This window comes from Aquincola tertiaricarbonis (genome assembly GCF_023573145.1).
Lineage (GTDB): Bacteria > Pseudomonadota > Gammaproteobacteria > Burkholderiales > Burkholderiaceae_C > Aquincola > Aquincola tertiaricarbonis_B.
The window spans coordinates 713,091-739,606 of the sequence record NZ_CP097636.1 but is presented as its reverse complement, the minus strand read 5'-3'; the positions used below and the strand labels follow the sequence as shown (position 1 = coordinate 739,606).

Here is a 26,516-nt window from a genome sequence, read left to right as displayed (position 1 = left end):
GGTGCCGCAGGATGCTGCGGTACATGCTGCACCGCAACAACCTGATCGCTCCCCTGCCGGCGCGCTGGCGGCGCCTGGCCTGGCTGGCGTGTCTGCTGGCGTGCCTGGTGCTGGCCGCACAAGCCGCTCAGGCCGCCGACGAGCTGCCGGTGCTGCATGCCGATGCCGACCGCACCACCGTCTCCGGCCTGTCGTCGGGCGGCTTCATGGCCGTGCAGTACGGCGTGGCGTTCTCGGCCAGCGTGCGGGGTGTCGGCGTCATCGCAGGCGGGCCCTACCTGTGTGCCTGGTTGCCGGGCAACGGCGGCGTCGAAGGCTGCATGAGCGGCACGCCGCTGGGCAGTGCCTCCTGGGGCGCAGCACTGGTGCAGTCCGCGCTGGGCCAGGCAGACCCGGCCGCCGGGGTGGCTGCGCAGCGCATCTACCTGTTCAGCGGCACGCATGACGAGACGGTGAAGCCGCCGGTGATGGCGGCCACCCGCGATTTCTACGTCGCGGCCGGCGTGCCGCCCACGCGGCTGCAATGGGTGGGCCGGCTGCCCGCGGGCCATGCCTTCCTGGCGCCCGACTTCGGCGGCGCCTGCGGCAGCAACGGCCCGCCCTACATCGAGCGCTGCACCGTGCGCGGCCAGCCCTACGACCAGCCGAAGGCCGTGCTGCAGCACCTGCAGGGCCGGCTGCGGCCCGCGGCCGAGCCGCTGTCGGCCACGGTGCGGCCCTTCGACCAGCGCGCCTTCGGCAACGAGGCCAGCGGGCTCGATGCCACCGGCTTCGTCTACGTGCCGCAGGCCTGCCAGCCGCAGGGCCGCGGCTGCGCGGTGCACGTGGTGTTCCACGGCTGCCGTCAGGGCGCCGCCGTGGTGGGCAGCGACGTCTACAAGTCGGCGGGCTACAACCGCTGGGCCGACAGCAACCGCCTGGTCGTGCTGTACCCGCAGGCGGTGGCCACCCAGGTGCCCTTCAACCCCAAGGGCTGCTGGGACTGGTGGGGCTACACCAGCCCGGTGTTCGCCACCCGCAGCGGCGTGCAGCTGTCGGCCATCCGCGCAATGGTGGAGCGGCTCACGCAGCCTTGATCACGCCTCCACCTCCTGCGAGGCCGGGCCGCTGGGCCGCTCGTGCCGGCCCAGCTGGAAAAAGATCCACGAGGCCATCACCGACAGCGCGCCCACGCACAGGTAGGTGCGGTGGAAGGCCGGCATCAGTGCCTCGCCTTCCAGCGCCTGCGGATTGAAGGCCAGCAGCAGGCTGGCGGCGGCGGCCACGCCCAGGCTCATCGACAGCTGCATCACCACCGATAGCAGGCTGTTGCCGCTGCTGGCGTTGCGGTCGTCCAGGTCGCTCAGGCTCAGCGTGTTCATCGCGGTGAACTGCAGCGAGTTGACGACGCCGAACAGCGCCAGGTGCAGCAGGATGAGCGCATGCGGCGTACCGCGCCCGATGAGGGAGAAGCCGGCGATCAGACTGCCCAGCAGCAAGGTGTTGACCACCAGCACCTGCCGGTAGCCGAAGCGGTTGATCAGCCGCTCGGCAAAACGCTTGGCCACCATGGCCCCAGCCACCGTGGGCACCATGCTCAGCCCCGCGGTCGAGGGCGAATAGCCCAGACCCACCTGCAGGAACAGCGGCGTGAGAAAAGGCATCGCCCCGCTGCCCAGCCGGCTGAACAGATTGCCGGCGATGCCCACCGCGAAGGTGGGGATGCGGAACAGCTGCAGCCCGAACAGCGGGTGGTCGGCGCGTGCCGCATGCAGCCAGTAGCCGCACATGGCCGCCAGGCCGGCCACCAGCAGCAGCACCGACACCGCGGTGCTGAAGGCCCGCTCGCCCAGACCCTGTAGCGCCAGCGACACCATCATCAGGCCCAGCGAGAACAGGATGAAGCCGCGGCCGTCGAAGCGCGGCCGCTCGGGTGCGCGCAGGTCGGGCATGTAGCGGGTGGTCAGCACCAGGCCCAGCAGGCCCACCGGCAGGTTGATCAGGAACACCCAGTGCCAGCTGGCCACTTCCACCAGCCAGCCGCCCAGCGGCGGACCCACCAGCGGCCCGAACAGCCCGGGGATGGAGACGAAGGCCAGCGTCTTCAGCAGCTCGGCCCGCGGAAAGCTGCGCAGGATGGCCAGCCGGCCCACCGGCAGCATCAGCGCGCCGCCCAGGCCCTGCACCACCCGCCCGGCCACCAGCGTGGGCAGCGTGGGCGCCAGCGCGCAGAAGAGCGAGCCCAGCGAGAACAGCCCGATGGCCGACAGGAACACCCGCCGCGTGCCGAAGCGGTCGGCCAGCCAGCCCGAGGCCGGGATCAGCAGCGCGGTGGTAAGCATGTAGGCCACCACCACCGACTGCATGCGCAGCGGGCTCTCGCCCAGGCTGCGCGCCATGCTGGGCAGCGCGGTGTTCAGGATGGTGGCATCCAGGGTCTGCATGAAGAACGCGACCGCGGCCAGCCAGGGCAGCAGTCGGCGTGTGCGGGTATCAAGCACGAGAAGGTCCTTGCTCAGGCTGGCGCGTAGAATCAGTCACCGGGCCCAAATTTTGGTGCCCGGTTTTTTCTGGGGCACTTCCGGTGCCCGGGCCGGGTTCCAAGTCAAGCGCTCACTACTGGAACCTGCGACCAAACCACTCACCCCCGCTCGACGCGCCCTGTCGCCCCGACTCGTCGTTGCCAATGCTCGCCATAGTCAGACTATGGCTGCGCTTGGCGCCTAGATTCGGAACGCCTTGGCGTGCCGCTCGGGCGCGATCGGTCTGGTCACAGGTTCCGACGTTTCAAAGGAGCCTGACCATGGAAATCTTCGACTACGACAACGTGCTGCTGCTGCCGCGCAAATGCCGCGTGGACAGCCGCAGCGAATGCGACACGTCCATCGAGTTTGGCGGCCGCCGCTTCAACCTGCCGGTGGTGCCGGCCAACATGAAGACGGTGGTGGACGAGCCGATCAGCCAGTGGCTGGCGGCCAACGGCTACTTCTACGTGATGCACCGCTTCGACGTGGACAACGTGGCCTACGCCCGCCGCATGCGCGACAAGGGGCTGTTCGTGTCGATCAGCTCTGGCGTCAAGCCGGCCGACTTCGAGGTGATCGACCGCCTGGCCGCCGAAGGCGTGGGCGCCGACTACATCACCATCGACATCGCCCACGGCCATGCCGAAAGCGTGCGCCGCACCATCGAGCACATCAAGCACAAGCTGCCCAAGACCTTCGTGATCGCCGGCAACGTGGGCACGCCCGAGGCGGTGATCGACCTGGAGAACTGGGGCGCCGACGCCACCAAGGTGGGCATCGGCCCCGGCAAGGTGTGCATCACGCGGCTGAAGACCGGCTTCGGCACCGGCGGCTGGCAGCTGTCGGCGCTGAAGTGGTGCTCGCGCGTGGCCACCAAGCCCATCATCGCGGACGGTGGCATCCGCGACCATGGCGACATCGCCAAGAGCGTGCGCTTCGGTGCCAGCATGGTGATGATCGGCTCGCTGTTCGCCGGCCATGAAGAGTCGCCCGGGCAGACGGTGGAAGTCGACGGCAAGCTGTACAAGGAGTACTACGGCTCGGCGTCCGACTTCAACAAGGGCGAGTACAAGCACGTGGAAGGCAAGCGCATCCTGGAGCCGGTCAAGGGCCGCCTGGCCGACACCCTGCGCGAGATGCGCGAAGACCTGCAAAGCTCGATCTCGTACGCCGGCGGCACGGGGCTGGCAGACGTGCGGCGGGTCAACTACGTCATCCTGGGCGGCGACAACGCCGGCGAGCATCTGCTGATGTAGCCCCGCCTACAATCGGTCATCCCCTGCAACGCCCTCGCGCCAGCCCGCCACCGCGGGCCGGCGCACCGGACTTTCCTGCCATGACCGAACTCGCCAAGTCCTTCGAACCCGCCGCGATCGAGGCCCACTGGGGGCCGCTGTGGGAGAAGAGCGGCGTCTATGAGCCCACGCTGGATGCGTCCAAGCCCAGCTTCAGCATCCAGCTGCCGCCGCCCAACGTCACCGGCACGCTGCACATGGGCCATGCGTTCAACCAGACCATCATGGACTCGTTGACGCGCTACCACCGCATGCGCGGCTTCAACACGCTGTGGGTGCCGGGCACCGACCACGCCGGCATCGCCACGCAGATTGTGGTGGAGCGCCAACTGCAGGACCAGGGCCAGAGCCGCCACGACCTGGGCCGCAAGAACTTCGTCGCGCGTGTGTGGGAGTGGAAGCAGCAGTCCGGCTCCACCATCACGCAGCAGATGCGCCGCATGGGCGACAGCGTGAGCTGGCACCATGAGTACTTCACCATGGACGACAAGCTGTCCAAGGTGGTCACCGAGACCTTCGTGCGGCTGTACGAAGAAGGCCTGATCTACCGCGGCAAGCGGCTGGTGAGCTGGGACCCCATCCTCAAGTCCGCCGTCTCCGACCTGGAGGTGGAAAGCGAAGAGGAAGACGGCAGCCTGTGGCACATCCGCTACCCGATCGAGGGCAGCAGCGAGTCGCTGGTGGTGGCCACCACCCGGCCCGAGACCCTGCTGGGCGACACCGCGGTGATGGTGCACCCGGAAGACGAGCGCTACACCCACCTGATCGGCCAGCAGGTGCGCCTGCCCGTCACCGGCCGCCTGGTGCCGGTGATCGCCGACGACTACGTGGACAAGGCCTTCGGCACCGGCGTGGTCAAGGTCACCCCGGCGCACGACACCAACGACTACCAGGTGGGCCTGCGGCACGGCCTGCCCATGCTCACCATCTTCGACCTGGAAGCCAAGGTCAGCGGCGCCGAAGTGCCCGAGATCCCGGCCGCCTACGTGGGCCTGGACCGCTTCGTCGCGCGCAAGCAGATCGTCGCCCAGCTGGAGGCCGAAGGCCTGCTGGTGGAGGTAAAGAAGCACAAGCTGATGGTGCCGCGCTGCGCCCGCACCGGCCAGGTGATCGAGCCCATGCTCACCGACCAGTGGTTCGTGGCCATGAGCAAGGCCGGCGCCAACGGCAAGAGCATCGCCGAAGAAGCCATCGAGGCCGTGAGCTCGGGCGAGGTGAAGTTCGTGCCCGAGAACTGGGTGAACACCTACAACCAATGGATGAAGAACATCCAGGACTGGTGCATCAGCCGCCAGCTGTGGTGGGGCCACCAGATTCCGGCCTGGTACGGCGACGGCGGCGAACTCTTCGTCGCCCGCAGCGAAGAAGAAGCGCGTGAGCGCGCCACGGCCGCCGGCTACACCGGCGCGCTGCGCCGCGACGAGGACGTGCTGGACACCTGGTACTCGTCGGCGCTGGTGCCCTTCAGCACCCTGGGCTGGCCCGAAAAGACGACCCTGCAAGACCTCTTCCTGCCCAGCAGCGTGCTGGTCACCGGCTACGACATCATCTTCTTCTGGGTCGCCCGGATGATCATGATGACCAAGCACTTCACCGGTCAGGTGCCCTTCCGCCACGTGTACATCCACGGCCTGGTGCTGGATGCGCAGGGCAAGAAGATGAGCAAGAGCGAAGGCAACGTGCTCGACCCGGTGGACCTGATCGACGGCATCGAACTGGCGCCGCTGCTGGACAAGCGCGTGGTGGGCCTGCGCAAGCCCGAGACGGCGCCCAAGGTGCGCAAGGCCACCGAGAAGGAGTTCCCGGCGGGCATTCCGGCCTATGGCGCCGATGCGCTGCGCTTCACCTTCGCGGCCATGGCCACGCTGGGCCGCAGCGTCAACTTCGACAGCAAGCGCTGCGAGGGCTACCGCAACTTCTGCAACAAGCTCTGGAACGCCACCCGCTTCGTGCTGATGAACTGCGAAGGCCAGGACTGCGGCCTGGCCGAGCACACCAAGGCCGAATGCGCGCCCGGCGGCGCCTTCCACGGCTACATGCAGTTCAGCCAGGCCGACCGCTGGATCAGCAGCGAGCTGCAGAAGGTGGAAGCCGCGGTGGCCCAGGGCTTTGCCGAGTACCGCCTCGACAACGTGGCCAACACGATCTACAGCTTCGTGTGGGACGAGTACTGCGACTGGTACCTGGAAGTGGCCAAGGTGCAGATCCAGACCGGCACCGAAGCCCAGCAGCGCGCCACCCGCCGCACGCTGATCCGCACGCTGGAAGCGGTGCTGCGGCTGCTGCACCCGATCACGCCCTTCATCACCGCCGAGCTGTGGAACACGGTGGCGCCGGTGGCCGGCCGCGAAGGCCCGTCCATCGTCACCGCCGCCTATCCGCAGGCGCAACCGGAGAAGATCGACGAAGCCGCCATCGCCTGGATGGCGCGGCTCAAGGCCACGGTGGGCGCCTGCCGCAACCTGCGCGCCGAAATGAACCTGTCGCCCGCCGAGCGGGTGCCGCTGATCACGCTGGGCGACGCCGCCTTCGTGCAGCAGGTGGCCCCGCTGCTGAAGGCGCTGGCCAAGCTGTCCGATGTGCAGGTGCTGGCCGACGAAGCCGCCTTCGACCAGGCGACCGCCACCGCCCCGGTGTCGGTGCTGGGCGACATCCGCCTGGCGCTGCACGTGGAAGTGGACGTGGCCGCCGAGAAGGCGCGCCTGGCCAAGGAAATCGCGCGGCTGGAAGGCGAGATCGCCAAGGCCCATGCCAAGCTGGGCAACGAGAGCTTCGTCGCCCGCGCCCCGGCCGCGGTGGTGGAGCAGGAAAAGCAGCGCCTGGCCGACTTCAGCCAGACGGTGCAGCGCCTGCAGGCGCAGGTGGCGCGCCTGGAAGCCACGGCCCCCTAACTCGCTGCGCTGGCTCAGGCCGCGCGCGGCGACAGCGCCATCAGCGGCGCCGCCGCGGTGCTGTCGCCATGGGCACGCCAGGGCGTCAGCAGCGTGTCGATGCGGCGCGCCACGGCCCAGGCGCTGCGCTCGCGTGATTCGCGGGTGGCATCGGCCAACCGCGGCGTCACGTGCACGCCGGGCAGGCCGTGCAGCGGCCGGCCGTCGTCGCACAGGCCGGCCTCGGCATCGTCGAACCACACGCCGGCCACGCGGCCGTCGCCCATCGCTTCGGCCAGGGCCTGCTCGTCGAACACCGAGGAATGCGTGAGGCTGACCAGCACCTGCTCAGGCTTGCAGCTGGCCAGCACCCGCTCGCCCAGCAGGCCGCGGTAGCGGCTGAACATGGGCAGCAGCACGCACACCGCGTCGCAGGCGGCCATGAAGTCGCGCAGCGGCAACGGCTCGACCTGCCAGCGCGGCCACAGCGCATCGCTGGCGTGCAGCGAGGGGTCGTAGCCCACCACGCGCGCACCAAAGGCCTGCAGCAGGGCGGCCAGCGCCCGCGAGCCCGGTTGCATGCCGAACAGGCCCACGGTGGCGCCCCCGATCTCGCGCGCCGCCGCGGCGCCATCGGCCTGCGCAGCATCGCTGCGGCGCCACTGGGCCAGCAGCGCACCGATCGCAAACTCGGCATGGGCGGTGGCGTGGGCGGCGCCGTTGCGCAGCAACTCGACACCAGCGCGTTCGCAGGCATCGAAGTCGATCGGGGCGGCCTGACCGGCGCCGATGCGCGCCACGGCACGCAGGTGCGGCGCCCAGCTCAGCAGCAGGCCGTCGATGCGCAGCGAAGGCGGCGCCACCAGCGCGGCGGTGGTAGCCAGCGCCTGGCGCAGCCCCTCCGGGTCGTGCGCCAGCTCGGGCGCATGGTGCACGCGGTGCCGCTCGGACAACCACCGCAACACCGGCCCGTCGAATGTGTCCAGGATCAGAACGTCCATGTCACATGCGGTAGGCAAACTTGCCCGATGGCATATTTTCTGCGTGCCACAATCCAACGACTCCCTCACCCTCAACGATTTATGCCGGTCACAAAAGCCATCTTCCCCGTAGCAGGCCTGGGTACTCGCTTTCTCCCGGCCACGAAGGCGCAGCCGAAAGAGATGCTCCCCGTGGTGGACAAGCCACTGATCCAATACGCCGTGGAAGAGGCGTATGCGGCGGGCGTGCGGGAGATGATCTTCGTGACCGGTCGGCACAAGCGGCCGATCGAGGACCACTTTGACATGACCTTCGAGCTCGAAGTAGCCCTTGAACAAGCGGGCAAGAAAGAGCTGCTGGATGTGGTTCACAGCGTCAAGCCCAAGGACATGGAGTGCATCTACGTGCGCCAGGCGCAGGCCCTGGGCCTGGGCCACGCCGTGCTGTGCGCGCAGCGCCTGGTGGGCAATTCGCCCTTCGCCGTGCTGCTGGCCGACGACCTGATGGTGGGCAAGCCTTCGGTGCTGGCGCAGATGGTCGAGCAGTTCAAGGAGTGGCGCGCCTCCATCATCGCGGTGCAGGAAGTGCCGCCCGAGCACACCCGCCGCTACGGCATCGTCGACGGCACGCCGGTCAGCGACCGCCTGCTGGACCTGACCCGCATCGTCGAGAAGCCGGCGCCTGAGAACGCCCCGTCCAACCTGGGCGTGGCTGGCCGCTACATCCTGACGCCGGGCGTCTTCCACGAGATCGCCAACCAGCCGCGCGGCGTGGGTGGCGAGATCCAGCTGACCGACGGCATCGCCGGCCTGCTGCGCCGCGAGAAGGTGTTTGCCTACCGCTACGAAGGCCAGCGCTACGACTGCGGCAGCAAGGAAGGCTTCCTGGAAGCCAACGTGGCCCTGGCGCTGGCGCACCCGACGCTGGGCCCCGGCTTCCGTGAATACCTCAAGGGCATCGACCTCTGATCTTCAGGCGCCGGCTGCGCCTTCCCGAGGCCAGCGCCGGGCCGCTCCCAAGCGGCCTCGGCACCCTCCCGGAGGGTGGCGCCCCTCAGGGGCGCCGGGTGCTCCATCTACCGGCGCTTGAGGTAGTGCGTGAACTCGCCACCGGCGGCGGTCTGCTCCAGCAGCTCGTTGCCGGTCTGCTTGGCGAAGGCCTGGAAGTCGCGCGTCGACGACGGGTCGGTGGCCACCACCTTCAGCACCTCGCCCGAGGCCATGTCGGCCAGGGCCTTCTTGGCCTTGAGGATGGGCAGCGGGCAGTTCATGCCGCGGGTGTCGATCTCTTTGTGTGCGTTCATCGCGGGATGCGGTGGGCTCAGGCCGGGAACACGCCGGTGGACAGGTAGCGGTCGCCCCGGTCGCACACCACGAACACGATGGTGGCGTTTTCCACCGTGCGGGCCAGCTGCAGCGCGGCCCAGCAGGCACCGGCGGCCGAGATGCCGGCGAACAGGCCTTCTTCGCTGGCCATGCGCCGGGCCATGTGCTCGGCATCGGCCTGCGACACGTACACCAGCTCGTCCACGGCCTTGGGGTCGTAGATCTTGGGCAGGTAGGCCTCGGGCCACTTGCGGATGCCGGGGATGCGCGAGCCCTCGCTGGGCTGGGCACCGACGATGCGGATGGCCGGGTTGCGCTCCTTCAGGTAGCGCGACACGCCGGTGATGGTGCCGGTGGTGCCCATCGCGCTGACGAAGTGGGTGATGCCGCCTTCGGTCTGCTGCCACAGCTCGGGGCCGGTGGTGTCGTAGTGCACCGCGGGGTTGTCGGCATTGGCGAACTGGTCGAGCACGCGGCCTTTGCCGTCCTTCTGCATCTGCTCGGCCAGGTCACGGGCGTACTCCATGCCGCCGGAGCGCGGCGTCAGCACCAGCTCGGCACCGAAGGCTTTCATGGTCTGCGCACGTTCGATCGACAGGTCCTCCGGCATGATCAGCACCATGCGGTAGCCGCGGATGGCGGCGGCCATGGCCAGCGCGATGCCGGTGTTGCCCGAGGTGGCCTCGATCAGCGTGTCGCCGGGGCGGATCTCGCCACGCTCCTCGGCGCGGCGGATCATGTTGATCGCCGGACGGTCTTTCACGGAGCCGGCCGGGTTGTTGCCCTCGAGCTTGCCGAGGATCACGTTGTTGCGCTGCGCGATCTCGGGCCCGGGCAGGCGTTGCAGCCGCACGAGCGGCGTGCCGCCGATCACGTCTTCCAAGGTCTGGTATTGAGGCATACGCCAATTGTGGCAGCAGCGCCCGCGCGCCGCTTGTGCGGGCGGGGCACCCCGAACCCCATGCAATAATCCGCGCCCACGCAAGCGCTCCACGGCGCCTCATGCCCGCGTGACGAAATCGGTAGACGTAGCGGATTCAAAATCCGCCGCCGCAAGGCGTGCCAGTTCGAGTCTGGCCGCGGGCACCATGCAAGCACGCCGCCGGGCGCCTGGCCTCCGGCATCCGGCGAACGCTCCGCCTCCTTGAGATCATCCGAATGCCGCCTCTGCCGCCGGTCACCAAGACGCTGATCCTGATCTGTGTGGGCATCTTCTGCCTGGGTCTGCTGATTCCGCCCCAGTACGAAGCCCTGGCCGCGCTGTGGCCGCTGAGCACCGGGCTGTTCCAGCCCTGGCAGGTGGTGACCTATGCCTTCCTGCACGGCAGCGCCTTCCACCTGCTGTTCAACATGCTGGGCCTGTGGATGTTCGGCTCCGAGCTGGAAAACCTCTGGGGCCAGCGCCGCTACATCCAGTTCCTGGTGGCCAGCGCGCTGGCCGCCGCCGTGGTGCAGCTGGGCTGGACGGCGCTGATCGGCTCCAGCGCACCCACGGTGGGTGCCTCGGGCGCGCTGTATGGCCTGCTGCTGGCCTTCGGCATGCTGTTTCCCAACCGCACCATCCAGCTGCTGATCCCGCCGATCCCGATGAAGGCCAAGGTGTACGTGGCCATCTTCGGCGGCCTGGAACTGCTGATGGGCCTGGGCGGCCCCAGCGGCGTGGCCCACTTCGCCCACCTGGGCGGCATGCTGGGCGGCTTCCTGATGATTCGCTACTGGCGCGGCCAGGCCCCCTTCCCGCGCCGCCGCCGCTGAAGGCCTGCCCGGGTTAAACCCTGACGCGCGTAGGGCGCGCGCGATGCCTCATGCTTTTTCCCATCGCCGGTGATTCACGGCGAGCGGAGGAAGCCATGGGTTTCGATCGCAAGACGTGGATGGAAGCATCGCTGATGCTGGCCGCGTTGCTGATCGCCCTGCTGGGCGCGTTGGTCAACGTGGCCGCGTGGGCAGCGCCTGCGCCGGCCGCCCCCGCGGCCTCCCCTTCTGCCGCCTCCCAGGAAGGCGCTGACGCGGTCGACCCGCAGCAGCTGCAGGCCCTGCAGCGTGCGCACCGCGCCGTGGTGGGCGTGCAGGCCATGGCGGTGGCCGATGCCAGTTCGGCCGCCACGCTGGGCCGGGTGCGCGCCGGCTCGGGCGTGGTGATCAGCGACGACGGCCTCGTGCTGACCATCGGCTATTTGATCCTCGAAGCCGACCAGGTGCAGCTGGTGCTGGACGATGAGCGCCGGGTGCCCGCCCGCGTGGTGGCCTACGACGTGGCCACCGGCTTCGGCCTGCTGCAGGCGCTGGCACCGCTGAAGGTGGCGCCGGTGCCGCTGGGCTCGGCCGGCGCGCTGCAGGTGGAAGAGCCCTTGATGATGGCCAGCGGCCCCGGCGGACTGCGCAGCGACGGCGGCGCGATCGTCGGCATCGCGCAGCTGGTCTCGCGCCGGGCCTTTGCCGGCTACTGGGAGTACCTGATCGACGGCGCGCTGTTCACCGCGCCGGCCCGGGCCGACCACAGCGGCGCCGGCCTTTTCAACTCACGCGGCGAGCTGGTGGGCATCGGCTCGCTGGTGGTGGCGCAGGCGCTGGGCGACGAGGCGCCTTCGATGCCGGGCAACATGTTCGTGCCGATCGACCTGTTGACGCCCATCCTGCCCGAGCTGCGGCGCGCCGGCATGTCGGCGGCCAGCAAGCGGGCCTGGCTGGGCCTGAACTGCGTGGAGCTGGGTGGTGAGCTGCGTGTGGCCCGTGTGAGCACCGACAGCCCGGCCGACGTGGCGGGCCTGCAGCCGGGCGATCGCATCCTGCGCATCGACGGCGCGAGCGTGAAGACGTTGGCCGCGCTGTGGCAAAGCTTGTGGCAGGGCGGTCAGCCCGAGCGTGACGTGCAACTGGACATCGTGCGCGAGGGCGAGGCCCAGCGCGTGACGCTGCACAGCGTGGACCGCATGAAGACGCTGCGGCGGGCGCAGGGGATTTGACGCGGCCGCAGCCGCCAGCGATCAGATGCCCTGGAACAGGCAATCCAGCGCGCTGACCACGACGTCGGCTTGATCCACGAGGCGAGCCTTCTCAGGGCCCAGCACGCGGCGTGGTACGGCAGCCAGGAACTGAGTGGCCATCATGCAATCCACGCCGTCGATCTTGAACACAGGATTGAGCACCATCGCTGGCTTGGGCGCCTGGGCCAGCGGGAGCAGCGGCACCACGACACAAGTGTTCAGATGCGACAGCAAGTTGGCCTGCACATCCAGCAGCAACCCGCCGCCCTCTGAGTTGGCATACACGTGGAACCTGGCCATGCTCAAAAGTGGCGATAACGGTCCAACGGTAGTCCGTTCTGGTCGACGAAGGCGTTGGAGCTTTGCAGCGCGTCCTGGTTTTCAGCCACCCAACGCGCCTGCCGATGCTGGGTGATGGCGGCCGCAATGCCCGATGCAGCGGCTTGAGACAGGTTGATGCCCAAGCTCCGCGCTTCGTCGATCAAGTCGACCGGCAGGCTCAAGTTGGCCGGCTTGCGGTCCCGGGCTGTGGGGCGAACCATGGCCGCGGACTGGTGCGATCGGGCGTAAGGCATGGCTTTGGAGGAAGTGTGGCGTAATGGCGTGCGCACTCATTATGCGCACGCCGATGAACTTCCGCCGCCCTCACCGCCCCGGCGTCCGCACCCCTTCAAAGCGCATGCACTGCTGGCGCACGACCTCGGGCAGGTACTGTTCGCGCTGCTGGGTGGCGCGCAGCCAGCCGGCGTCGCTGGGCTGGTCGCGGGTGAGCTGGTCGCGCAGCAGCAGCAGGCCCTTTTCGGCGCGCAGCTCGATGGCATGCATCTCCACCTGCTGCAGGGTCTGGGCGATCAGCTGGCGCAGCGGCTTGTGCTCGGCGGTGCGCGGGTCCACCACCTCGCCATCCAGCCCGAAGCGGCAGGCCTGGAAGCGGTTGTAGCTGTAGACCAGGTAGTCGTCGTCCTGCGGCTCGAAGGGCTTCTCGGTGAGCAGCCAGCGGGCCACGCACTGCAGGTACACGGCGATGGCGGCGGCCTTTTCCACCGTCAGCGGCACGTCCATCACCCGCACCTCGATCGTGCCGAACTCGGGCTTGGGCCGGATGTCCCAGTAGAAGTCCTTCATCGACTTGACGACGCCGGTGTGCTCCATCTTGCTGAAGAAGTGCTCGAACTCGCTCCACTTCAGCATGAAGGGCGCCCGACCCGACAGCGGGAAGGCCGACACGGTGTTGAGGCGCGACGACTCATAGCCGGTGTCGCTGCCCTGGATGTAGGGCGACGAGGCCGACAGCGCGATGACGTGCGGCACGTAGCGGCTGAGCGCATGTAGCAGCCACAGCGCATCGTCGGGCGACGGGCAGCCGATGTGCACGTGCTGGCCGAACACGGTGAACTGCTTGCTCAGGTAGCCGTACAGCTGCGAGACCTGCAGGTAGCGCGGCGTGTCGACGATGCGGCGCTGGCTCCAGTCCTGGAAGGCGTGGGTGCCGCCGCCGCACAGCCGCAGGTTGAGCTGGCCGGCGCTGTCCACCAGCGCGTCGCGCACGTCGCTCAGCTGCGTGATCACGTCGTGGTGGCGCTCGCAGATGCCGGTGGACGTCTCGATCATGCTGCTGGTGATCTCGGGCTTCACGTCGGCCTCGAGCTTGTGGCGCTCCATCACGCGCAGCAGGTCGGCGGCGCCGTTGGTCAGGTCGTAGTCATGGCGGTTGACGATCTGCAGCTCCAGCTCCACCCCCATGGTGAAGGCCCTGGAAGAGGCAAAGGCTTCAAGACTCATCGGGGTTCCTTCTCGATCTCGCCCACCGCGCGCAGGCTGTACATCACCACCAGCGGCGATGGCAGCTCGATGAAGGCCAGCATGGCCAGCACGAAGGGCATCAACGCGGGGCCGACGGCCGGGTGGGCGACGCCGAAGTCCAGCGCCAGCACCCAGGCCGTGGCCGACAGCGGCAGCAGCGAGGCGCCCAGCGCGCCCGCCTGCTTCCAGGCCAGGCCGCTGGGCCGGGCCAGCGCGAACACCGCCGCGAACTTGGCCACCCAGCGCACCAGCACCAGCACCGCCGCCACCAGGCCGGCGGTGGCCAGCGCCGAAGGCGACCAGCCCGAGCCCACCGCCACGAACAGCACCAGCACCAGCACGCCACCCACGGTGCCGAAGTGCCGCGGCCACACCCAGGGCCGGTCGGTGCGGTTGCGCAGCCACATGCCGGCCAGCAGCGGCACCAGCAGCAGCGACAGCTTCAGCGTCTTGGCCAACACCAGCGCCACCATCACGCAGCCCAGCACCAGCACCACCGAGTTCTCGTTGCGCAGGTCGAGCCGGCGCGCGATCAAGGCCAGCAAGGAGCCCAGCGCCGCGCCCAGCAGGAAGGAGCCGAAGAACGAGACGATGACCTCGGGCAGCGCGCTCAGCCAGGTGCCGGGGTCGCTCAACAGCAGGCCCGCGCTGAGCAGCTTCAGGCCCAGCACCGCATACAGCGTGTTCAGCGCCGACAAGGCCATCAGCCGCTCGGTCACCTGCCCAGCAGCATCGCATTCACCCACCACCCGCTGGATCACCGCGGGCGACACGCCCATCGCGATGATGGCCAGCGGACCGGCCACCGTGGGCGGCACGCCCATCAGCCGCGCGGCGATCAGCACCGCGATGCCGGCCAGCGCCGCTTCGCACAGGCTGGTGGCCAGCAGCCACGGGTTGCGGGCCAGCCAGCGCAAGTTCAGGCGTGCGCCGGCTTCGAACAACAGCAGCGCCAGCGCCACGTCCACGGCCAGGCGCAACGCGGCTTCGTTGCCATCGGCGCCCAGGCCGGCCAGCGCCAGCACGGTGCCCACGGCGGCATAGCCGGTCAGGCGCGGCCAGCGCAGGCGGCGCCAGGCCACTTCACCCAGCAGGGCGGCGGCCACCATCAGCAAGCTGGCACCCAGCAAGGTGTCGGGGCGCAACGCCCACGGGGCAGTGATCAACCAGGACCACAGCGAATCGGTCATGCACTCTCCTCGTTGTCGTGTTTATGGGCAGCGATGGCCGAGACGACCCACGGACGTGCCGGGGCCGGCCCTTCATCGTCCGGGCGAGGTGGTGAACAGACTGTCAGCCCGTGCCGCGTCTGCGTGTAGGACGGCGCCGCGTTCGCGGCAGAGCTCGATCAGCCTTCGCCGAGCACGCCGCTGCGCATCCGCAGCATGCGATCGCAGCGTGACGCCAAGGTTTCGTCGTGCGACACCAGCACGAACGCGGTGCCGCGTTCGCGGGCCATGGCCAGCATCTCGGCGAACACCACCTGCGCGGTCTCGCGGTCGAGGTTGCCGGTGGGCTCGTCGGCCAGCACGCAGGCCGGGCCGGTGACCAGCGCCCGGGCGATGGCCACCCGCTGGCGTTCACCGCCAGACAGTTCCGATGGCCGGTGGCTGACGCGCCCGGCCAGGCCCACGCGGCCGAGGGCTTCGCGCGCACGCGCCTGCGCCTCGGGCACGCCGAGGCGGCGGATGCGCAGCGGCATGGCCACGTTGTCCAGCGCGGTGAACTCGGGCAGCAGGTGGTGGAACTGGTAGACGAAGCCCAGGTGCTGGTTGCGCCAGCGGCCCTGCTCGGCTGCGCCCATGGCCGCGAAGTCGCGGTCCATCAGCTCGACCTTGCCGGCGCTCGGCGCGTCCAGCCCGCCCAGCAGATGCAGCAGCGTGCTTTTTCCCGAGCCCGAGGCACCGACGATGGCCAGCGTCTCGCCGGCCCGCACGTCCAGGTCGATGCCCTTGAGCACCTCGACGTCGATCTGGCCCTCATGGAAGCGCTTGCGCAGGCCGGTGCTGCGCAGGATGACCTTACTCATACCTGAGCGCCTCCGCCGGGTTGATGCGGCTGGCGCGCCAGCTCGGATAAATCGTCGCCACGAAGGCCAGCACCAGCGAGATCACGCCGATGGGCGCGATGTCGTTCCACTGCGGATCGCTGGGCATGCGGCTGATCACGTACACGCTGGCCGGCAGGAAACTGGTGTTCAGCAGCCGCTCGATGGCCGGCACGATGATGTCGATGTTGAAGGCCACCAGCAGCCCGATCAGCACGCCGGCCACGGTGCCGACGATGCCCGAGGCCGCGCCCTGCACCATGAAGATGCCCATGATGCTGCGCGGGCTGGCGCCCAGCGTGCGCAGGATGGCGATGTCGGCCCGCTTGTCGGTCACCGTCATCACCAGCGTGGACACCAGGTTGAAGGCTGCCACCGCGACGATGAGCGTGAGGATGATGAACATCATCCGCTTTTCCAGCTGCACCGCGTCGTACCAGTTGCGGTTGGTGCGCGTCCAGTCGCGCACCACCACCTCGGGGCCCAGGCCGGTGCCCAGCGCCGCGGCGACGCTGCGGGCCTCATTCAGGTCACGCAGCTTGAGCTGCAGGCCGGTCGGGCCGCCGGTGCGGAACAACACCGCAGCGTCGTCCAGGTGCACCATCACCAGCGAGCTGTCGTATTCGTAGTGGCCCGATTCGAAGGTGCCTGCCACCGTGAACTGCTTGAGCCGCGGTACCACGCCGGCCGGCGTGACCTGGCCATTGGGCGCCACCAGCGTGACCTGCGAGCCCGGCACCACGCCCAGCTGCCGGGCCAGCTCGGCACCCAGCACGATGTTCCACTGCCCAGGCTGGAGCAGGCTGAACACATGGCCCTGCGAACTGGCGGCCAGCGGCGTGACCTGCGCCTCGTCGGCCGGCGAGATGCCGCGCACCAGCACGCCGCGCATGTCGTCGCCACGGGCCACCAGCGCCTGCTGCGCCACGAAGGGCGCGGCGCCGATCACCTGGGGCTGCAGCTGCCTGACCTTGGCGGCGGTGGCCTGCCAGTCGGCCAGCGGCGCGCCCTGCGCATCGAACAGGTCGACGTGCGGGATCACGCTGAGCATGCGGTCGCGCACCTCCTTCTGGAAGCCGTTCATCACCGACAGCACGATGATGAGCGCCGCCACGCCCAGCGCGATGCCGAGCATCGACACGCCGGAGATGAAGGAGATGAAGCCGTTGCGGCGCCCCGCCCGGCCGGCACGGGTGTAGCGCCAGCCGATCTGCCACTCGTAGGGCCAGGAACTCGTGGGTCTTGTCATGCGGGGCGCATGGTAGCCCAGCGAGGTTGCCGGTTTGCAGGGCGGCGCCAGCCGGGATAATCGCGCCATGCACCTGCTGATTCCCCATGCGGCGCCCGGCTCCGACGCTGGCCGCCATGCGCTGAGCCAACTGCAGCTGCCCCACCTGGAAACCTTGCTGGCCCGCTGGGCCGAGACCGACCGCGACAGCGGCGACGAGACCACCTTGTCGCCGCCGCATGAGCGTGCGCTGGCCCGCGCGCTGGGCTGGCCCGCCGTTGACGGCCTGCTGCCCTGGGCCGCGCGCGAGATGGGCAAACCGCCCGAAGCCGCTGGCGGCTGGGGCTGGATCACGCCCGCGCACTGGGCCGTGGGCAGCGACAGCGTGACGCTGCTGCCGCCGGCGGCCATGCAACTCGACGAAGCCGGCTCACGCGCCGCCTTCGACGCGATGCTGCCGCTGTTCGAAAGCGAAGGCGTGCAGCTGGTGTGGCAAGGCGCCGACCGCTGGGCGGCGCGCCATGACTCGCTGGCGGCGCTGCCCACCGCCTCGCTCGACCGCGTGACCCACCGCGGCATCGACCTGTGGCTGCCGCGGGCCGCCGGCCAGGGCCCGGCGCGGCTGTGGCGCCGGCTGCAAAACGAGATGCAGATGCTGCTGCACCACCACCCGCTGAACGAGGCGCGCGAAGCGCAGGGCCTGCTGCCGGTCAATTCGTTCTGGCTCAGCGCCACCGGCGCCTGGCAGGCCGCCGACGAAGCCGCCGCGCCGCAGCTGGACCAGCGCCTGACCGCCCCGGCGCTGGCCGAAGACTGGGGTGCCTGGCTGCAGGCCTGGCAGGCGCTGGACGCCGGCCCGATCGCTGCCCTGGCGGCGCAGCCCGGCGCCCGCCTCACCTTGTGTGGCGAGGCCAGCGCCGTCACCTATACCTATGCCAAACCCACGCTGTGGCAGCGGCTGCGCCCCGCGCGCCGCGCCCTGGCGCCGCTGCTGGAGAACCTGTGAGCACCGCCAACATCCTGCTGGAAGCCCGCGACGTGCCGCCGCGGGTGGCCTTTGCGCTGGAGCAGGCCGGCGTGCACCCGCTGCTGGCCCGCCTGTTCGCGGCGCGCGGCGTGCGCACGCCCGACGACCTGGACGACGGCCTGGGCCGTCTGCTGCCGCCCGCCAGCCTGCACGGCACGCAGGCCGCCGCGGTGCTGCTGGCCGACACCCTGGCCCGCGGCGGCCGCATCTGCATCGTGGCCGACTACGACTGCGACGGCGCCACGGCCTGCGCCGTGGCCCTGCGCGGCCTGGCCATGCTGGGCGCACGGCCCGGCACGCTGCGCTACGTGGTGCCCGACCGGGCGCTGCACGGCTACGGCCTCACGCCCACCGTCGTCGACCTGGCGATGCAGCAGCAGCCCGACCTGCTGGTGACGGTGGACAACGGCATCGCCAGCCTGGAGGGCGTGGCCCATGCCCGCAAACTGGGCCTGCAGGTGCTGGTGACCGACCACCACCTGCCCGCGCTGGTAGGCACCCAGGTGGTGCTGCCCGAGGCCGACGTGATCGTGAACCCCAACCAGCCGGCCTGCAGCTTCGAGAGCAAGTCGCTGGCCGGTGTGGGCGTGATGTTCTACGTGCTGCTGGCGTTGCGGGCCGAGCTGCGTGCACGTGGCGTGTTCGACGCCGCCAGCCAGCCCAAGCTGGATGCGCTGCTCGACCTGGTGGCCCTGGGCACCGTGGCCGACGTGGTGAAGCTCGATGCCAACAACCGCCGCCTGGTGGCCCAGGGGCTCAAGCGCATCCGCGCCGGGCGCATGCAGCCGGGCGTGGCGGCGCTGTTCAGCGCAGCCGGGCGCCATGCCAGCCGGGCCAGCGCCTTCGACTTCGGCTTTGCGCTGGGCCCGCGCATCAACGCGGCCGGCCGGCTGGCCGACATGACACTGGGCATCGAATGCCTGATCACCGACGACAGCGCCCGCGCCACCGAGCTGGCCGCGCAGCTGGACGCCATCAACCGTGAGCGGCGCACCGTGGAAAGCGGCATGCGCGACCAGGCCGAGGCCTTGCTCGACCGGCTGATGCCGGACGGCGAGGCGCCGCCCGCGCTGGCGATCTTCGACTACGAGTTCCACGAGGGCGTGGTGGGCATCGTGGCGGGCCGCCTGAAAGACCGGCTGCACCGGCCCACTTTCGTGTTTGCGCGTGGGCAGGACGGGCTGCTCAAGGGCTCGGGCCGCAGCATTCCGGGCTTTCACCTGCGCGATGCGCTGGACCTGGTGAGCAAGCGCCACCCTGGCGTGCTGAAGAAGTTCGGCGGCCATGCCATGGCCGCCGGCTGCACGCTGGACGAGAGCGGCTTTGCCACCTTTGCCGAGGCGCTGCAGCAGGTGGCCCGTGAATGGCTGGACGCCGACACCCTGCAACGCCGGCTGCGCACCGACGGCGCGCTGCCGGTGGAGTACTACAACGCCGAGACGGTGCAGGTGCTGGACGGCCAGGTGTGGGGCCAATCGTTCGAAGCGCCCACCTTCTGCGACGAGGTGGACGTGGTGGCCCAGCGCCTGGTGGGCGAAAAGCACCTGAAGCTGCGGCTGCGCCTGGGCGGCCAGCTGCGCGACGCCATCTGGTTCGGCCGCGTGGAGCCGCTGCCGCCCCGCGCGCGGCTGGCCTACCGCATCTGCCTGGACGAATACCAGGGGCAGCAGCGGGTACAGATGATGGTCGAAGCTTCGGTGTGAGGGTGCCCCCAAGCTCGCTGCGCTCGCGTCCCCCCGAGGGGGAGCACCCGTCCTTGGGGCGGCCCGGCGGGCGGGTGGTGCCCCCAAGCTCGCTTCGCTCGCTGCCCCCCAGGCCCTTGTAAAAGGGCCCTTCAGACCCTCGGGGCGCGTTCAGCCTTGGGGCGGCCCGGCGGCTGAACCTGCTCCCGTTGCGGAACCGGCGGGCCGCGGGCGGGTCCATCGACCATGTGCATCACCCCGCCGCCCAGGCCGTCGCCATGAAACGCTCTTTGCTCGCCTTTGCCGCCGGTTGCGCCCTGTGGGCGGCCACGATGGCGGTGCACGCGGCCGAGCCGCGCACCGTCACCGTGGCCCGCGGGCTGCAGAACCCCTGGGCCCTGGCGTTCCTGCCCGATGGCCGCATGCTGGTCACCGAAAAGGCCGGGCGGCTGCGCATCGTGGCGGCCGACGGCACGGTGGGCAAGCCGTTGGCCGGGCTGCCCAAGGTGGATGCCGGCGGCCAGGGCGGCTTGCTGGACGTGGTGGTGGACCCGCGTTTCGCGGACAACCGCCGCGTCTACTGGAGCTACAGCGAGCCCGGCGACGGCGGCCTCAACGGCACCGCGGTGGCCCGCGCCACGCTGCAGGGCGACAGCCTGTCCGACGTGAAGGTGATCTTCCGCCAGGCCCCCAAGCACAACGGCGGCAGCCACTTCGGCTCGCGCCTGGTGTTCGACCGCAGCGGTGCGCTGTTCGTCACCCTCGGCGACCGCTTCTCGCTCAAGGACGATGCCCAGGTGCTGGGCAACCACATCGGCAAGATCGTGCGCATCACCACCGACGGTGAGCCGGCGCCTGACAACCCCTTCACTGGCCCGGCCGCCAAGGCCGAGGCCCGGCCCGAGCTGTGGAGCTACGGCCACCGCAACGTGCAGGGCGCGGCGCTGCACCCCGAGACGGGCGAGCTGTGGGCCACCGAACACGGCCCCCAGGGCGGCGACGAACTCAACCGGGTGGAGAAGGGCCGCAACCACGGCTGGCCGGTGATCACCTACGGCCGCAACTACGGCCTGGGCACCCGCATCGGCGAAGGCGAGACCCGCGACGACGTGGTGCCCCCGTTGCGCCACTGGGTGCCGGTGTCCATCGCGCCCTCGGGCCTGGCCTTTCTGACCAGCGACCGCTACCCTGGCTGGCAGGGCAACCTGTTCATGGGCGCGCTGCGCGGCCAGGCGCTGCTGCGGCTGCAGCTGGACGGCGCGCGCGTGGTCGGCGAAGAACGGCTGCTGACGCGCCTGGGCCAGCGCATCCGCGACGTCCGCCAGGGTCCCGATGGCTGGTTGTACGTGCTGACCGACAACGCCGACGGGCGCATCCTGCGGCTGCAGCCCTGACAGCATCGCGGATGGGAGTGGCCTGAGACAATCGGGCCATGACCACAGCCACTGCCGCCACCGACCTGCTGAACGCCGACCTGCACTGCCACTCGCAAGTGTCGGACGGCACCTTGACGCCCGAGGGGCTGGCTGCGCGGGCGGCCGCCAACGGCGTGCAGCTGTGGGCGCTGACCGACCACGACGAAGTGGGCGGCCTGCACCGCGCCCGCGACGCGGCGCTGGCGGTGGGCCTGAACTACCTCACCGGCGCCGAGATCTCGGTGACCTTTGCCGGCATCACGGTACACATCGTGGGCCTGGGCTTCGACATCGACGACCGCGCGCTGCGCGAGGGCCTGGAACGCACCCGAGGCGGGCGCGAGGAGCGGGCGCGCGAAATGGCGGCCAGCCTGGCGCAGGTGGGTATTCACGGCGCATTCGAAGGTGCGCTGCAGTACGTGGGCAACCCCGAGCTGATCAGCCGCACCCACTTCGCGCGGCACCTGGTGGCCACCGGCGTGTGCGCCGACACCTCTGAAGTGTTTCGCCGCTTCCTCACCGAAGGCAAGCCCGGCTACGTGCCCCACCGCTGGGCGAAGCTGGGCGACGCGGTGCGCTGGATCGTCGATGCCGGTGGCATGGCCGTGATCGCCCACCCGGGCCGCTACGCCTTCACGCCCACCGAGGAATACGCCCTCTTCACCGAATTCATCGCCCACGGCGGGCAAGGCGTGGAAGTGATCACCGGCAGCCACAACCAGGCCGACTACGTGAAGTACGCCGACATGGCCAAGGAGTTCGACCTCTACGCCTCGCGCGGCAGCGACTTCCACTCGCCCGAAGAAAGCCACACCGACCTGGGCGCCCTGCCCTACCTGCCGGGGCAGTTGAAGCCGGTGTGGGAGGGGTTGGAAAGCAGGATCATCCGGCCGCAGTGACCGGCGCCGGCCGCAGCGCCGCCACCAGATGGTCGATCAGGGCGCGCATCTTCGGCGCCGTGTAGCAGCTGGCTGAAAACAGCAGGTAAGCCACGCCCTGGTAGTTGGTGTCGAAGGCCCACTCGGGCAACAGGCGCACCACCCGGCCGGCGGCCAGGGCCTCATGGGCCACGAAGTCGGGCACGCAGCCCACGCCCAGGCCGGCCTCGACGGCGGCCAGGCGCATCTCGCTGTGGTTCACGGTGTAGCGGCCGTCCGCCACGACCTCCACCGCCTCGTCGGCGCGGCTGAAGCGCCAGCGGCTGTCGCGGGCCTGTTCGCCCAGCGACAGGCAGCTGTGCGCCATCAAGTCCTCGGGCCGCTGGATGGCCTCATGCGCTGCCAGGTAGCCCGGGCTGGCGACCACCCACTGGCGCACCGGCATCAGCGCCCGCGCGACCAGGCCTTGCGGTGGGTCGTCGGTCAGGCGCACCACCAGGTCGATGCCCTCGCGCAGCGGGTCCACCGGCCGATCGGCCACCAGCAACTGCACGTCGACCTGGCGATGGCGCTGCAGGAAGTCGAGCAGCGGCTGGTGCAGCACGTGGCGCGCAAAGGCCTTGGGCGCGCTGATGCGCACGCGCCCGCGGGGCTCGCCGACATGGCCTTCGGCCACCCGCAGCGTGGCCTGCGCGGCGGCCACCATCTCGCGCCCACGCTCCAGCACCTCCAGTCCGGCATCCGTCAGCCGCAGCTGCCGGGTGGAGCGCTGCAGCAGCGAAACGCCCATGGCCCTTTCCAGCCGCGCCACCTGTCGGCTCACGGCCGAAGGCGTCTGGCCCTGGCGCCGCGCCGCGGTCGAGAAGCTGCCCGCCTCCGCCACCCGCACGAAGGCGACCAGCTCGTGCATCACCTTCAAGAAATCATCGTTGCCCACGGAGCACAACTCCTGTTCTGGCGGGCAGTCTAGTCAGCGCCAGGGCGCCTTCGAAGAATGCGTGCTTCCTGACGACACCAAGGACGCGGCATGCAGGCCGACCGGCGCGTTCACGCCCCCACGATCTTCAGCCCCATCGACGCCCTGCTGCTGCTGGTGGCCATCATCTGGGGCGGCAGCTACAGCGCCGCCAAGGTGGCCACCGGGCAGTTGTTGGTGCTGCAGTTCCTGGTGCTGCGCTTCGGGCTCACCTTCTTGCTGCTGCTGCCGGCCTTGCGCGGGCTGGCCGTTCCGGGCTGGCGGCCCGCGCTGGTCGGCGCTTCGGGGCTGGGGCTCAACCTGCTGGCCATCTTCGTCTGCGAGACCTTCGGCGTGTCACTGACCACGGCCAGCAACGCGGCCTTCTTGATCAGCCTGTGCGTGGCCTTCACGCCGCTGTGCGAATGGGTGCTGCTGAAGACCCGACCGAGTAGCGGCATGCTGGCAGCGGCCGGCCTGTCCTTGTGCGGCGCCGGGCTGCTGGCCTTCCAGCACGGCGGGACTGCCGGGCTCAATGGCGGGGACGCGCTGATGGTGCTGGCTGCTTTGCTGCGGGGCGTGATGGTGTGCATGACGCGCCGCCACGGCGCCCGCCACGCGCTGCCGGCCCTGACGCTCACGGCCGTGCAGACGGGCGTGATGACGCTGGGCGCCACGGCCTTGATGCTGGCGCTGCACGGTACCGCGTGGCAGCCGCTGCCGGCCGACGCCGGCTTCTGGTGGGCGATGGCCTTTCTGGTGCTGCTGTCCACGCTGCTGGCCTTCTTCGCGCAGAACTACGCGGCCAGTCGCACCAGCCCTTCGCGCGTGGCCCTGCTCATGGGCAGCGAGCCGCTCTGGGGCGCGCTGATCGCCGTCTTCTGGATGGGCGAGCCGATGAGCCTGCAGGGCTGGCTGGGCGGCTTGCTGATCGTGGGTTCGGCGTGGTGGGCGACTCGGCCGGGCAGCAGCCCTCGTGCGTGACCGACTCCCAGGTCAGGAGGCCTTCGCAACACGTGCGCTGACGTGTGCCTACCGACTCACACCGGCCAGGCTCAACTCGATACAGTCAGACCTGTTTGGTCAGACCAGCACGTTCCCATGCAGACGTGGCAGATGCAGGACGCCAAGGCGCGCCTGTCGGAAGTGGTCAAGCGCGCGGAACAGGATGGCCCGCAGGACATCACGGTGCACGGCAAGTCGGTGGCGGTGGTGCTCTCCCGGGCGGCGTTCGAGCGCATGTCGGGCCAGCAGGCTTCACTGCTGGCGTTCATGCAGGCGTCGCCTTTGGCAGGGCTGGATGACGAGCTGGTGATCGAGCGCGACGCGAGTCTGACGCGCGACGTGTCACTGTGAGCTACCTGATCGACACCTAAGTGCTGCCGCAGTTGCGGCGCAAGTCGCCCGACCCGGTGAGGCGGCTGGCGCGCCCCTTGCCCGCCGTTGACAGACTGCTGACCGCCACCGCCTTGCATCACGGCCTGATCCTCGTCACGCGCAACGTGCGTGACGTGTCAGACCTCGGCGTACAGGTACTGAACCCCTGGGAATGAGGTTCGCCCCCAAGCTCGCTGCGCTCGCTGCCCCCCGAGGGGGCGCTCAGTCCCTTGGGGCGGCCCGGCGGGACTGAGATTCGCCCCCAAGCTCGCTGCGCTCGCGCCCCCCCGAGGGGGATCTCAGTCCCTTGGGGCGGCCCGGCGGGACTGAGATTCGCCCCCAAGCTCGCTGCGCTCGCGTCCCCCGGGGCCCTTGTAAAAGGGCCCTTCGGACCCTTGGGGATCTCAGTCCCCCTTCGCCACCTCATGCCCCGCCATCACCTCCAGCGCCTTGACCAGCGCGGAGTGATCCAGTTGATCCCAGCCCTGGGCGGCGGCCACCTGCATCAGCTGCGCGGCGCCCGCGGTCTGCGGCAGCGCCACGCCGATGGCCTTGGCGCCCTGCAGCGCCAGGTTCAGGTCCTTCTGGTGCAGCCCGATGCGAAAGCCCGGGTTGAACGTCCGCTTGACCATGCGCTCGCCATGCACCTCCAGGATGCGGCTGGCCGCGAAGCCGCCCATCAGCGCCTGGCGCACCTTGGCCGGGTCGGCGCCGGCCTTGCTGGCGAACAGCAACGCCTCACCCACCGCCGCGATGTTCAGCGCCACGATGATCTGGTTGGCCACCTTGGTGGTCTGGCCGTCGCCGTTGCCGCCCACCAGCGTGATGTTCTTGCCCATCAGTTCGAAGAGGGGCTTCACCTTCTCGAACACCGCCGGCTCGCCGCCCACCATGATGGTCAGGCTGGCCGCCTTGGCACCCACCTCGCCGCCTGACACCGGCGCGTCCAGGTAGTCGCAGCCCAGCTCGTTGATGCGCTTGGCGAAGGCCTTGGTCTCGATGGGCGAGATGCTGCTCATGTCGACGACGGTCTTGCCCTTGCTGAGGCCCGCGGCCACACCGTTCTCGCCGAACAGCACCTTCTCCACGTCGGGCGTGTCGGGCACCATCAAGAAGACGATGTCGGCCTTCTGCGCCACTTCGGTGGCGTTGGCGCAGGCCACGGCGCCGGCTTCGGCCAGCACGGCCGGCACGCTGCTGCGGGTGTGCACGTACAGCTCATGGCCGGCGGCGCGCAGGTGGCCCGCCATCGGCGTGCCCATGATGCCCAGGCCGATGAATCCGAGTTTCATGACGTTGATCCTTTGGTGTGCGATGGGGTGAAGAAGAAGCTCAGTAGCCGCCGCTCTGATCCGGAGCACCAGCACCACCGGCGCGCATGCGGGCCAGCGTCTCCTGGGCGCCGGCGGCCATCAGCCGCGCGTCGGAGCTGACGGTGACGAAGTCGAAGCCCTTGGCGATGCGGCCCAGCGCCACGTCGGTGCGGCCGTTGTGGATGCCGGCCCGCAAGCCGTGGGCCTTGGCACGCGCCAGGATGTGGTCGATGGCCTGCGCCACCAGCGGCTCCACGTCGTCGAACACCGGCTTGCAGCCCAGGGCCAGCGACAGGTCGGAAGGGCCGATGTAGATGGCGTCCAGGCCTTCCACCGACAGGATGTCGTCCAGGTGGTCCAGCGCCTGCGCGGTCTCGATCATCGCGAAGGTGACGATGGTGTCGTTGGCCTTCTCGGCATAGTCGGGGCCGCCGTACAGCAGCGCACGCACCGGGCCGAAGCTGCGGGTGCCGCGCGGCGCATAGTGGGTCCAGGCCACCAGGTTCTGCGCGTCCTGCCGGCTGTTGATCATCGGGCAGATGACGCCGTAGGCGCCGGCGTCCAGCGTCTTCATCAGGATGCCGGCTTCCAGCCAGGGCACGCGCACCACCGGCACCGTGGGCGTGGTGGAGATGGCTTGCAGCATGCCGACCATGGCGGCGTAGTCCACCACGCCGTGCTGCAGGTCGATGGTGAGGGTGTCCCAGCCCTGGTGGGCCATGGTCTCGGCCGAGAAGCTGTTGGGAATGGCCAGCCAGCCGTTGACGGCGGCCTTGCCTTCGGCCCACAGCGATCGCAAGCGGTTTTCTCTCATCACGCCCTCCAGTTG

At 69.8% G+C, this 26,516-nt stretch carries 26 protein-coding genes and 1 tRNA gene; 14 read left to right on the top strand and 13 right to left on the bottom strand.

All coding sequences use genetic code 11. From position 1 onward, the window contains the following. Window positions 1-23 precede the first annotated feature (23 nt). A complete protein-coding gene (locus tag MW290_RS17625) occupies window positions 24-1,076 on the top strand; it encodes an extracellular catalytic domain type 2 short-chain-length polyhydroxyalkanoate depolymerase (protein WP_250199005.1) in 1,053 nt (350 codons plus the stop codon). On the opposite strand, the gene mdtD is transcribed toward MW290_RS17625, so the two are convergent. Beyond that, window positions 1,077-2,480, bottom strand: coding sequence for a multidrug transporter subunit MdtD (mdtD, locus tag MW290_RS17620; RefSeq protein WP_259373491.1), 1,404 nt, complete (start codon window positions 2,478-2,480; stop codon window positions 1,077-1,079). Window positions 2,481-2,782: 302 nt separating this feature from the next. Here mdtD and MW290_RS17615 point away from each other — a divergent pair, with 302 nt between their 5' ends. Both MW290_RS17615 and MW290_RS17610 read left to right on the top strand, forming a co-directional pair. Further along, on the top strand, window positions 2,783-3,760 hold the full coding sequence (locus MW290_RS17615) for a GMP reductase (protein ID WP_250199004.1): 978 nt from the start codon (window positions 2,783-2,785) through the stop codon (window positions 3,758-3,760). A gap of 80 nt (window positions 3,761-3,840) precedes the next feature. Beyond that, complete coding sequence (locus MW290_RS17610) at window positions 3,841-6,690, top strand: valine--tRNA ligase (RefSeq protein WP_250199003.1); 2,850 nt, start codon at window positions 3,841-3,843, stop codon at window positions 6,688-6,690. A 14-nt stretch (window positions 6,691-6,704) separates the two neighbouring features. On the opposite strand, the gene MW290_RS17605 is transcribed toward MW290_RS17610, so the two are convergent. Next, complete coding sequence (locus tag MW290_RS17605) at window positions 6,705-7,670, bottom strand: NAD(P)-dependent oxidoreductase (protein WP_250199002.1); 966 nt, start codon at window positions 7,668-7,670, stop codon at window positions 6,705-6,707. A gap of 81 nt (window positions 7,671-7,751) precedes the next feature. Here MW290_RS17605 and galU point away from each other — a divergent pair, with 81 nt between their 5' ends. Continuing rightward, on the top strand, window positions 7,752-8,618 hold the full coding sequence (gene galU / locus MW290_RS17600; RefSeq protein ID WP_250199001.1) for a UTP--glucose-1-phosphate uridylyltransferase GalU: 867 nt from the start codon (window positions 7,752-7,754) through the stop codon (window positions 8,616-8,618). A gap of 107 nt (window positions 8,619-8,725) precedes the next feature. Here galU and MW290_RS17595 read toward each other — a convergent pair whose 3' ends face one another. Further along, window positions 8,726-8,953 carry a sulfurtransferase TusA family protein gene (locus MW290_RS17595; protein ID WP_250199000.1) on the bottom strand — a complete coding sequence of 76 codons (228 nt, stop codon included), beginning with the start codon at window positions 8,951-8,953 and terminating at the stop codon, window positions 8,726-8,728. Window positions 8,954-8,970: 17 nt separating this feature from the next. Next, window positions 8,971-9,876 (bottom strand): cysteine synthase CysM, encoded by a 906-nt coding sequence (gene cysM, locus MW290_RS17590; RefSeq protein ID WP_250198999.1) that lies wholly within the window; start codon window positions 9,874-9,876, stop codon window positions 8,971-8,973. A 103-nt stretch (window positions 9,877-9,979) separates the two neighbouring features. Here cysM and MW290_RS17585 point away from each other — a divergent pair. From MW290_RS17585 to MW290_RS17575, 3 genes are all read left to right on the top strand, one after another. Further along, window positions 9,980-10,064 (top strand) — tRNA-Leu (locus MW290_RS17585). 69 nt (window positions 10,065-10,133) lie between these two features. Beyond that, window positions 10,134-10,730: a rhomboid family intramembrane serine protease gene (locus MW290_RS17580; RefSeq protein ID WP_250198998.1), complete on the top strand. Its 597-nt coding sequence runs from the start codon at window positions 10,134-10,136 to the stop codon at window positions 10,728-10,730. A gap of 95 nt (window positions 10,731-10,825) precedes the next feature. Further along, window positions 10,826-11,941, top strand: a complete 1,116-nt coding sequence (locus MW290_RS17575; protein WP_250198997.1) for a S1C family serine protease — start codon at window positions 10,826-10,828, stop codon at window positions 11,939-11,941. A 21-nt stretch (window positions 11,942-11,962) separates the two neighbouring features. Here the strand turns inward: MW290_RS17575 and MW290_RS17570 are convergent, their stop codons facing one another. The 6 genes from MW290_RS17570 to MW290_RS17545 form a co-directional block, all read right to left on the bottom strand. Beyond that, window positions 11,963-12,262, bottom strand: coding sequence for a CcdB family protein (locus MW290_RS17570; RefSeq protein ID WP_250198996.1), 300 nt, complete (start codon window positions 12,260-12,262; stop codon window positions 11,963-11,965). Between the two features lie 2 nt (window positions 12,263-12,264). Continuing rightward, window positions 12,265-12,537: a type II toxin-antitoxin system CcdA family antitoxin gene (locus MW290_RS17565; RefSeq protein ID WP_250198995.1), complete on the bottom strand. Its 273-nt coding sequence runs from the start codon at window positions 12,535-12,537 to the stop codon at window positions 12,265-12,267. A gap of 70 nt (window positions 12,538-12,607) precedes the next feature. Continuing rightward, a complete protein-coding gene (locus MW290_RS17560) occupies window positions 12,608-13,744 on the bottom strand; it encodes a YbdK family carboxylate-amine ligase (protein WP_250198994.1) in 1,137 nt (378 codons plus the stop codon). After that, window positions 13,741-14,955, bottom strand: a complete 1,215-nt coding sequence (locus MW290_RS17555) for a cation:proton antiporter (RefSeq protein ID WP_250198993.1) — start codon at window positions 14,953-14,955, stop codon at window positions 13,741-13,743. Before MW290_RS17555 ends, MW290_RS17560 begins: the two co-directional genes overlap by 4 nt. A gap of 158 nt (window positions 14,956-15,113) precedes the next feature. Beyond that, window positions 15,114-15,794, bottom strand: coding sequence for an ABC transporter ATP-binding protein (locus MW290_RS17550; protein WP_250198992.1), 681 nt, complete (start codon window positions 15,792-15,794; stop codon window positions 15,114-15,116). Continuing rightward, window positions 15,787-17,061, bottom strand: a complete 1,275-nt coding sequence (locus tag MW290_RS17545; protein WP_250198991.1) for a lipoprotein-releasing ABC transporter permease subunit — start codon at window positions 17,059-17,061, stop codon at window positions 15,787-15,789. Before MW290_RS17545 ends, MW290_RS17550 begins: the two co-directional genes overlap by 8 nt. Before the next feature lie 67 nt (window positions 17,062-17,128). Between MW290_RS17545 and MW290_RS17540 the strand changes: the two genes are divergently transcribed. The 4 genes from MW290_RS17540 (at window position 17,129) to MW290_RS17525 (ending at window position 22,063) form a co-directional block, all read left to right on the top strand. Next, window positions 17,129-18,046 (top strand): hypothetical protein, encoded by a 918-nt coding sequence (locus MW290_RS17540; protein WP_250198990.1) that lies wholly within the window; start codon window positions 17,129-17,131, stop codon window positions 18,044-18,046. An 11-nt stretch (window positions 18,047-18,057) separates the two neighbouring features. Further along, the gene (gene recJ / locus MW290_RS17535; RefSeq protein WP_250200043.1) at window positions 18,058-19,770 is read left to right on the top strand and encodes a single-stranded-DNA-specific exonuclease RecJ; all 1,713 of its coding nucleotides are present in this window, start codon (window positions 18,058-18,060) and stop codon (window positions 19,768-19,770) included. A gap of 257 nt (window positions 19,771-20,027) precedes the next feature. Next, window positions 20,028-21,143, top strand: coding sequence for a PQQ-dependent sugar dehydrogenase (locus MW290_RS17530; protein ID WP_375142915.1), 1,116 nt, complete (start codon window positions 20,028-20,030; stop codon window positions 21,141-21,143). A 38-nt stretch (window positions 21,144-21,181) separates the two neighbouring features. Next, the gene (locus MW290_RS17525; protein WP_250198989.1) at window positions 21,182-22,063 is read left to right on the top strand and encodes a 3',5'-nucleoside bisphosphate phosphatase; all 882 of its coding nucleotides are present in this window, start codon (window positions 21,182-21,184) and stop codon (window positions 22,061-22,063) included. Here the strand turns inward: MW290_RS17525 and MW290_RS17520 are convergent. Then, on the bottom strand, window positions 22,047-22,979 hold the full coding sequence (locus MW290_RS17520; RefSeq protein ID WP_250198988.1) for a LysR family transcriptional regulator: 933 nt from the start codon (window positions 22,977-22,979) through the stop codon (window positions 22,047-22,049). The genes MW290_RS17525 and MW290_RS17520 overlap by 17 nt on opposite strands. 90 nt (window positions 22,980-23,069) lie before the next feature. Here MW290_RS17520 and MW290_RS17515 point away from each other — a divergent pair, with 90 nt between their 5' ends. From MW290_RS17515 to MW290_RS17505, 3 genes are all read left to right on the top strand, one after another. Further along, complete coding sequence (locus MW290_RS17515) at window positions 23,070-23,981, top strand: DMT family transporter (RefSeq protein WP_250198987.1); 912 nt, start codon at window positions 23,070-23,072, stop codon at window positions 23,979-23,981. A 117-nt stretch (window positions 23,982-24,098) separates the two neighbouring features. After that, window positions 24,099-24,353 carry a type II toxin-antitoxin system Phd/YefM family antitoxin gene (locus tag MW290_RS17510; protein WP_250198986.1) on the top strand — a complete coding sequence of 85 codons (255 nt, stop codon included), beginning with the start codon at window positions 24,099-24,101 and terminating at the stop codon, window positions 24,351-24,353. A 20-nt stretch (window positions 24,354-24,373) separates the two neighbouring features. Next, window positions 24,374-24,550, top strand: a complete 177-nt coding sequence (locus MW290_RS17505) for a PIN domain-containing protein (RefSeq protein WP_250198985.1) — start codon at window positions 24,374-24,376, stop codon at window positions 24,548-24,550. 228 nt (window positions 24,551-24,778) lie between these two features. Here MW290_RS17505 and glxR read toward each other — a convergent pair whose 3' ends face one another. Further along, window positions 24,779-25,675, bottom strand: a complete 897-nt coding sequence (gene glxR, locus MW290_RS17500; protein ID WP_259373501.1) for a 2-hydroxy-3-oxopropionate reductase — start codon at window positions 25,673-25,675, stop codon at window positions 24,779-24,781. Window positions 25,676-25,706: 31 nt separating this feature from the next. Then, window positions 25,707-26,501 (bottom strand): HpcH/HpaI aldolase family protein, encoded by a 795-nt coding sequence (locus tag MW290_RS17495; RefSeq protein ID WP_250198983.1) that lies wholly within the window; start codon window positions 26,499-26,501, stop codon window positions 25,707-25,709. Between the last annotated feature and the right edge of the window lie 15 nt (window positions 26,502-26,516).